This is a genomic window from Roseisolibacter sp. H3M3-2, assembly GCF_029211165.1.
Classification (GTDB): Bacteria; Gemmatimonadota; Gemmatimonadetes; order Gemmatimonadales; family Gemmatimonadaceae; genus Roseisolibacter.
The window spans coordinates 1-8,155 of record NZ_JARGEK010000218.1; the positions used below are offsets into that span (position 1 = coordinate 1).

Annotated in this window: 7 protein-coding genes; 3 read left to right on the plus strand and 4 right to left on the minus strand. The window is 75.9% G+C overall.

Annotated elements, in window-relative coordinates:
* Together PYV61_RS16490 and PYV61_RS16495 are read left to right on the plus strand one after the other, a co-directional pair.
* A partial coding sequence (locus PYV61_RS16490) for a peptidylprolyl isomerase (RefSeq protein WP_275833563.1) occupies nucleotides 1–667 on the plus strand: 667 nt, incomplete at its 5' end.
* A gap of 183 nt (nucleotides 668–850) precedes the next feature.
* Entirely contained in the window at nucleotides 851–1,801 is a 951-nt protein-coding gene (locus tag PYV61_RS16495; protein ID WP_275833565.1) for an Ig-like domain-containing protein, read from the plus strand.
* Between the two features lie 13 nt (nucleotides 1,802–1,814).
* On the opposite strand, the gene PYV61_RS16500 is transcribed toward PYV61_RS16495, so the two are convergent.
* Nucleotides 1,815–3,410: an AarF/UbiB family protein gene (locus tag PYV61_RS16500; RefSeq protein ID WP_275833567.1), complete on the minus strand. Its 1,596-nt coding sequence runs from the start codon at nucleotides 3,408–3,410 to the stop codon at nucleotides 1,815–1,817.
* 289 nt (nucleotides 3,411–3,699) lie between these two features.
* Here PYV61_RS16500 and PYV61_RS16505 point away from each other — a divergent pair, with 289 nt between their 5' ends.
* Entirely contained in the window at nucleotides 3,700–4,503 is an 804-nt protein-coding gene (locus tag PYV61_RS16505) for a DUF3108 domain-containing protein (RefSeq protein WP_275833570.1), read from the plus strand.
* A 70-nt stretch (nucleotides 4,504–4,573) separates the two neighbouring features.
* Here PYV61_RS16505 and PYV61_RS16510 read toward each other — a convergent pair whose 3' ends face one another.
* From PYV61_RS16510 to PYV61_RS16520, 3 genes are all read right to left on the minus strand, one after another.
* Nucleotides 4,574–6,232, minus strand: coding sequence for a peptide chain release factor 3 (locus PYV61_RS16510; protein WP_275833572.1), 1,659 nt, complete (start codon nucleotides 6,230–6,232; stop codon nucleotides 4,574–4,576).
* Nucleotides 6,233–6,330: 98 nt separating this feature from the next.
* A complete protein-coding gene (locus tag PYV61_RS16515; RefSeq protein WP_275833574.1) occupies nucleotides 6,331–7,356 on the minus strand; it encodes an NAD(P)-dependent oxidoreductase in 1,026 nt (341 codons plus the stop codon).
* Nucleotides 7,353–8,155, minus strand: an 803-nt coding sequence (locus PYV61_RS16520; protein WP_275833576.1) for a class I adenylate-forming enzyme family protein, incomplete at its 5' end; no start/stop codon positions are given. The genes PYV61_RS16515 and PYV61_RS16520, both read right to left, overlap by 4 nt.

The following is an 8,155-nucleotide window of genomic DNA, read 5'->3' on the forward strand; positions in this document are numbered from 1 at the left end:
GCCGCTGGCCGCCCTGCTCGGCGGCGCCGTCGCCGCGGCGTGCGGCGGCGGGCCGCGCGGCGTCGCCCCGCGCCGCGACCCGCTGCTGAACCCCGACCCCGTCGTCGAGACCGCGCCCGACACCTTCGTCGTGCGCTTCGAGACGACCCAGGGGCCGTTCCAGGTGCAGTTCATCCGCGCCTGGGCGCCGCGCGGGGCCGACCGCGTCTACTACCTGGTGAGGAGCGGCTTCTACGACAGCACGCGCTTCTTCCGCGTCCTGCCGCGCTTCGTGGCGCAGTGGGGGGCGCACGGGAACCCCGCGGTCAACAAGATCTGGGAGTCGCGCACCTTCCCCGACGACCCGGTGCGGCAGGCGAACGTGCGCGGCACGGTCAGCTTCGCCACGGCGGGCCCCAACACGCGCACGACGCAGCTGTTCGTGAACCTGGCCGGCAACGGGCGGCTCGACCGGCTGGGCTTCGCGCCGGTGGGGCGGGTGATCGGCGGGCTGTCGCAGGTCGTCGACTCGCTGCACTCCGGGTACGGCGAGGGCCCCCCGCGCGGCAAGGGGCCCGACCAGGACAAGCTGGCGGCGCAGGGGAACCTCTACCTGCAGCGCGACTTCCCGCGCCTCGACTTCGTCCTCTCGACGCAGGTCGTGAGCGAGGCGCGGCTGCCGCGCTGAGGCGGCCCGGCCCTTCCCCATCACGCCGAGGCTCCTGGTCGCGGTACCGCATGACGAGGTGGCGCGAGCGGCGGCGGCTGGCCCCCCGCCACCATGATCCCCGTCACGCCCGGGGCGAACGCGGCCGCGTGGAATCGAACCTGCCCTGACGGGTGGGGGTACCGATCCCGTTCCGACGCCGCCGTGACGAGTCCGCCTCCACCCCGCCTCCGCCCCATCCTCCCGCTGGTCTGCACGCTCGCCGCGCTCGCGGGGTGCGGCGGCGACGGGATCCTGGTGCCGCGCGCGCCCGACTTCGCGGTGACGCCGAGCGTGCTCGTGCTGGCGCCCGGCGACACGGCGCGGCTGAAGCCGCAGCTCGACCTGCAGCCGGTGTACGGGGGCGTGCTCTTCCTGTCGCGCGGCACGGTCGCGACGGTCACGGCGGCGGGGGTGGTGACGGCGCTCTCGCCCGGGCAGGGGGCGGTGACGGCGGTCGCCCCCGACGCGGGGATCATCTACACGGTGCCGGTGACGGTGCGCGGCGTCCGCCTGCAGGTGGCCGGGCGCGACACGAACGCCGTGCGGCTCGCGCCGGGGCGCGTGACGGCGCTCGACGCGCGCGTGTTCGGGCTGTCCGCCGGCGCCGACTCGACGGTGCGCTGGACGTCGAGCGACACGAGCGTCGCCGTGGTGGCGATCGACGGGACGCTGCTCGCGCGGCTGCCGGGGCGCGCGACGGTGGCCGCGACGTCGTCGGCCAACCCGTTCCTGCGCGCGGCGGTCACGGTCGACGTCACCCCGGCCGCGCGCGGCGCGGCGCTCGCGCTCGGCGTGCGCGCCGGCGACGCGCCGGTGGCGGACGAGGCGGCGGTCGCGGGGACGGTCGCCGCGGTGGTGCGCGCCGACCCGGCGCTCTTCCCCGCCGACGCGCGCCTCGAGCTGACGCTCGGCGGGCAGACGCTGGCGACGCGCCCGCTCGGGCGGCGCGCGGTGCGCGTGGCGCTCCCCACCGCGGCGCGCGACGCGGCGACCGCGCGCGCGCGCTTCCCCGACGGGACGCGGGCGCTGGTGGCGCGCGCCGTCGCGCGCGACGGCGCGCTGCTGGGACGCGCCGAGCGGCCGCTGACGCTGCGCAACGGCGGCGAGGAGTAGCCGCGCGTCGCGGTCAGTCGGCCGCGAGGTCCTGCGGAGCGGGGAGTGTCGCGCGTCGAGCGTCGAGGGAGGGGAGGGAGGGGTCTCGCGGCGGCGGCGACGCACGACGCTCCTCGCTCGCCGCTCGACGCTCGGTCGGCATCGCCACCGCCTCGTCGATCGCGGCCCCGACCTCCCGCACCACCGACTCGAACAGCGCCGCCAGCCCGCGGGTGGCGCGCACCACCGCCGCCGCGGCCTGCCCCGCCGCGCCGCCGAGCAGGCGCGCCCAGTCGACCGGGGGGAGCCCTGTGTCGCCGGTGACCGGGTCGCGCAGCGACTCGAGGATCGCGCCGCGCATGCGGAGCGCGACCGGCGCGGCGAAGGTCACCGCGTTGAAGCGCGCGTCGTAGCGCGTCCCCAGCCCCTCGATCAGCGCCGCCGTGCGCGCGAAGTACACCAGGTCGCTCGGCAGGGTGACGGGGAAGTCGTAGAGCGTCGCCATCACGCGGTCGGCCACCAGCTGCATGCGGTCGAGCGTCGTCGTGTCGGCGGTGTGGGCGATGTCGAGCAGCGCGTCCACGAGGTGGCGCGCCATCGCGCGGTCGGCGTGCGGCTCCAGCACGCCCAGCTCGTAGAAGCCGTCGATCAGCCCCTCGGCGTCGCGCTGGATGCCGGCGAACGCGGTGCGCGCGAGGCGCCGCCGCAGCCCGCGCTCGACGCGCACGACCATGCCGAAGTCGAGGACGACGATCGTGCCGTCGTCCTGCACCATCAGGTTGCCGGGGTGCGGGTCGGCGTGGAACAGCCCGTCCACCAGCATCATCTGCATGTACAGCTCGATCACGCGCCGCACGAGCTCCGCGGCGTCCAGCGTGCCGGCCGCCACCCGGTCCTGCAGCCGGTCGATGCGCGTGCCGGGCACGTACTCGAGCACCAGCGCGCGCTGCCGCACCAGCGCGTCGACGACGTACGGCACCTTCACCCCGGCGCGCCCGGCGAAGTTGGCGCGCGTCTCCCGCGCGTACGCCGCCTCGGAGCGGAAGTCCATCTCCTCCCACACGCGGACGGAGAACTCGCGCAGCACGTTCTGCAGCCCGCGGAAGTGGCCGGCCGCCTTCCCCTGCCCCCACCGCCGCTCGGCGAAGGCGAACAGCGACGCGGCGGCGCGCACGTCGGCGCGCATCACGCGCTCGACGCCCGGGCGCAGCACCTTCACCACGACGTCGCGCCCCTCGTGCCGCGCGCGGTGCACCTGGCCGAGCGAGGCGGCGGCGAGCGGCGTCCAGTCGAACGCCTCGAACAGCGACTCGACGGGGGCGCCGTACTCCGCGAGCAGCGTCTCGCGCACGCGCGCGGCCGGCACGGGGGGGACGCGGTCGTGCAGGGTGCCGAGCGCGGAGAGGTAGGGCTCGGGGACGAGGTCGGCCCGCGACCCGACGATCTGCGCCATCTTCACGAACGCCGGCCCGAGGGCGGCGACGGTGGCGACCAGCCGCGCGGCGCGGCGCTCGTGGAAGGCGCGGGTGCGCGGGATCGGCGCCCCGAACCACAGCCAGCGGCGGTGGTCGCGGAGGATCGACAGGACGAGCGGGGCGAGCCGGAGGGCGACGAGGAGGGTGCGCAGCACGGATGGTCTACCCCGGAATGTCCGGTCCCGCTCCGCCGCTCCGCATCCAATCATGGACGGCGCTCCCCGGACGGTACCGCCGCCCCGCCCCGTGCCGCCACCGTCACGCTCCCGGCCGCCTGCCCGGGTGGGATCGGGGCTGGGTCGTCCGCCTCATGCGCGACCGGGATGACCGGTCGTACCCTGCCGGAGTAGAGAGAAGGGGGCCGACCGATGAATCGGCGCCCCGCCGTCCGTCCGATACTCGAAGCCGAACGCCAGACCGACGTCCCCCTCACCGCCCCCTCCCGTGTCCCGCCCCTCGCTCCCCCGCCTGCTGCTCGCCGCCGCCGCCGCGCCCGCGCCCGGCGCGCCGGGCGGCGCGCGCGCGCAGGGCGCGCCGGCGCTGGCGGCCCCGCGCGACGTGCGGGCGGCGATCGCGGCCCTCCCGTTCGGGGTGGGCGAGCGGCTGGAGTACGACGCCAAGGTCGGCCCGTTCAAGGCGGGGCGCGGCCACATGGAGGTCGTGGCGGTCGAGGACGTGCGCGGCCACGAGACGCTCCACCTGGCGATGCACGTCAGCGGCGGGGCGCTCGGCTGGAAGGTGCGCTACCAGCTCGACTCGTGGGTCGAGCCGCGGACCTTCAGCTCGCTGCGGCACACGCAGGACAACCGCGAGGGGAGCACGCCGCGGACGCGGGCGTACGAGATCTTCCCCGAGCGCGGGTTCTTCACCGAGGCCGACGGGGACACGGCGGCGACGGCCGCGCAGCCGCTGGACGACGCGTCGTTCCTCTACTTCGTGCGGACGGTGCCGCTCGTGGTCGGGGAGACGTACACGTTCGACCGGTACTTCCGGCCGGACCGGAACCCGGTGCGGGTGACGGTGGTCCGGAAGGAGCGGGTGAAGGTGCCGGCGGGGGAGTTCGAGACGATCGTGCTGCGGCCGGTGGTGCGGACGAAGGGGCTGCTGTCGGAGGCGGCGCGGACGGAGGTGTGGCTGACGGACGATCCGCGGCGGATGCTGGTGAAGATGGAGACGGCGTTGAAGTTCGGGACGCTGTCGCTGCATCTGAGAGCCGATAAGGCGAACTCGGAAGGGCGAACGCGATAGGGGCGAACTCGGAGACTGCGAGTGATCGCCGTTCCCGAGTTCGCCGTTCCCGAGTTCGCCGTTCCGGTCCCTACGGCGCCGCCTCGTGGAACTGCACCTTCGTCTCCTTCTCCAGCGCCGACCGCATCGCCCACCGGTCCGAGAAGAGGATCATCGGCTGCCCCTTGATGTCGTACAGCAGGATCCGCCCGTGCACCGCCCCGACCCGGTCGATCTCCTTCGGGTCCCCGGTCACCCAGCGCGGGTTCCCGTAGCCGAGCGACTCGAGCTTCGCCGGCGCGCCGTACTCGCTCTCCAACCGGAACAGCATCACGTCGAACTGCAGCTGCCCGATCGCGCCCACGATCGGCGACGGGCCGCTGCCGAGCTTCGCGTCCTTCTCGGCGAAGAACACCTGCGCGGCGCCCTCCTCGGAGAGCTGCTTGAGCCCCGTGTCGAGCTGCTTGCGCCGCATCGGGTCCGCCGAGAGCACGCGCACGAAGTGCTCGGGCGGGAAGCGCGGGATGTCGCTGAACGCCGGCGCCGCCTTGGGGGCCTGCTCCAGCAGCGTGTCGCCGATGCGCAGCGTCCCCTTGTCGACGATGCCGACCACGTCGCCCGGGAACGCCTCGTCGATCGCCTGGCGCTCGCGCGCCATCACGCTCTGCGGCGCCGAGAGGCGGATCGCCTTGCCGGTGCGCACGAGCGTCGTCTCCATCCCGGCCGCGTAGCGCCCGCTCACCACGCGCACGAACGCCATGCGGTCGCGGTGCTTCGGGTCCATGTTCGCCTGGATCTTGAACACGAACCCCGCGAACGTCGGGTCGTCGGGGGTGATCGGCCCCTTCGTCGTCTCGCGCGGGCCCGGCCCGGGGGCGAGCTGCACGAACTCGCGCAGGAAGGGCTCGACGCCGAAGTTCGTCAGCGCGGAGCCGAAGAACGTCGGCGACAGCGTGCCGGCGCGGAACGCCTCGGGGTCGAACTGGCCGAGGCCGATCTCCAGCAGCTCGAGGTCCTCGCGCAGCTTGTCGAGCGCGTACGGCGAGCAGTGGTCGGCGATCTCGGGCGCGTCGAGCCCGCCTTCGATCGTGTCGAGGATCTCGGAGCCGTGCTTCTCGCCGCGCTCGAACAGGAGCACGTGGTGCGTGAGGCGGTCGTAGACGCCGACGAACTTGTCGCCGTCGACGATCGGCCAGGTCACCGGCGCGCAGGTGATGCCGAGGTCCTTCTCGACGTCGTCGAGGAGCTTGAGCGGGTCCTCGCCGGCGCGGTCGCACTTGTTGACGAACGTGAAGATCGGCGTGCGCCGCTTGTGGCAGACCTCGAACAGCTGCCGCGTGCGCTCCTCGACGCCCTTGCGGTTGTCGAGCAGCATCACCGCGCTGTCGGCGGCGATGAGCGTGCGGTACGTGTCCTCGGAGAAGTCGGCGTGCCCCGGCGTGTCGAGCAGGTTGACCTTGTACCCCTGCCAGTCGAACTGCAGCACGGAGCTCGTGACCGAGATGCCGCGCTCCTGCTCGAGCTTCATCCAGTCCGAGGTCGCGTGCCGCGCCGCGCGCCGCGCCTTCACCGAGCCGGCGAGGTGGATCGCGCCGCCGTAGAGCAGCAGCTTCTCGGTGAGCGTCGTCTTCCCGGCGTCCGGGTGGGAGATGATCGCGAACGTCCGCCGGCGCGCGGCCTCCTGCGCGACGCGCTCGGCGAGCGCGTCGGGGGAGTCGGCGGGGGCGGAGGGGAGGACGGGGGCGCTCATGCGACGGGGTGCGGGCGGACGCGCGGCGGGCGGGCCCGCGCCACATGCCGGGCCCGCCCACCGCGCCTCCTAAGTATAACCCCGACGGCGACTTGTGTTCACCCTCCGGCCGGGGCGGCGAGCGTGATACGGCTCCCGCCCGCGCGGTCGTCCCGCTCGCGCACCGGCCCCGCGCCGGCCGCCCACCGCGGCCGGTACCCCAGCACCTCGCGGGCGCGCGTGGTGTCCAGCGTGTGCTCGGCCGACAGCTGGGCGACCGCGTAGCGCGTCAGCGGCGGCCCCCGCCGCGCCCCGACCGCCCGCCACCCCCACTCGGCGGCCGAGGCGACGGCCATCGCCACCCCCGCCGGCACCGCCACGAGCTCGGTCGGGTGGCCGGCGGCGGCGAGCAGCCGGTCGAGCAGCTCGGCCACGGTGAGCGGCGCGCCGCCGTCGGCGACGTTGAACGCGCCGTGCGCGCCGGGCGCCGCCAGCGCGCGCTCGACCGCGTGCGCCAGGTTGTCGACGTGCGTCGACGAGACGCGGTGCCGCCCGCCGTCGGGCACCGGGAGGAAGCGGCGCAGGCGCCGCCGGGCGTCGGGCGACGGGTCGCGCACGCGCGGCCAGCGGGCGGCCAGCACGCGCGGCAGCAGCGTCGTGTCGCCCGGCCCGTAGACCACGTGCGGGCGCAGCACCACGCCGCGCGCGCCGAGCGCGAGGACCAGCGCCTCCCCCGCGGCCTTGGTGCGCGCGTAGGCGGAGTGCGCGCAGTCGCCGGTGGGCGCGTCCTCGCGCACCCCGACCGTCCGCACCCCGTCGGAGTACACGCTGGAGGTGCTCACGTACACGACGCGCGCGTCCGGCCAGGTCTCCAGCACGGCGCGCGTCCCCTCCACGTTCGCGGCGCGGAACGCCTCCTCGGGCCCCCAGTCGTCGACGCGCGCGGCGCAGTGCACCACCGCGTGCACGGCCGGCGCGGCGATCGGGCCGGCGGTGACGTCCCACGCGACGTAGCCGGGCGGCGGGTCCGCCAGCGCCGCGGCGGGGCGGCGGCCGTAGGGGAGCACGGTGTGCCCCTCCGCGGCCAGCGCGCGCGCCACGCGCCCGCCGACGAAGCCGCTGGCGCCGGTGACGGCGATCCTCACGTGACGCCCTTCCCGTCGGCGAGCGCGCGGGCGGCGACCGCGCGCAGCGCGGCGCGGTCCACCTTGCGCGAGCGGCCGGCCTCGGGGAGCGGCATCACGAGGATGCGGTCGGGGAGCGCCGCGTCGTCGATGCGCGTGTCCCCGGTGCGCAGCGCGGCCGGCAGCGCCCGCGCGAGCGCCGCCGGGTCGGTGCCCTCGGCCGGCTCCACGACCAGCACGATGCGCTCGTCCGACGCGCGCGCGTCGCGCACGCCCACCATCGCGCACCGCCGCACGCCCGGGATGCGCGCGACCACCGGCTCGTGCAGCGCGGGATACACGTTGTCGTGGCCGCGGATGATCATGTCCTTCTTGCGCCCCAGCAGCACCAGCCGCCCGCCGTCGTCCAGGCGCACGAGGTCGCCCGTGGCGTGCTCGCGCATCGGCGCCTCGCCCAGGTAGCCGGCGCACAGCTGCGGCCCGCGCAGCAGCAGCTCGCCGTCGTCGGCGACGCGCGCCTCGACCCCGGGCGCGGGCGCGCCGAGCAGGTCGCCGTCGCCGGCCCACGCGAGCTTCGCGTCGATCGAGACGGTCGCGACCGGGAGGATCTCGGTCATCCCGTACACCGCCCACGCCGTCGCCGCCGGCGGCAGCACCGCGCGCAGCCGCCGCAGGAGCGGCACCTCCACCGGCGCGGCGCCGAGCAGGAGGTGGCGGAGCGCGGGCCGCCGCGTCGCGCCGCGGGCGGCCGGGTGGTCGACCGCGCGCTGCGCGTCCGCGGGCACCAGGAAGGTGTGGGTCGCGCCGCACGCCGCGAGGC

What these genes read in the sequence shown, in the direction of transcription:
- PYV61_RS16510 (WP_275833572.1), bottom strand. Translation starts at nt 6,232, where the DNA reads ATGAGCGCCCCCGTCCTCCCCTCCGCCCCCGCCGACTCCCCCGACGCG.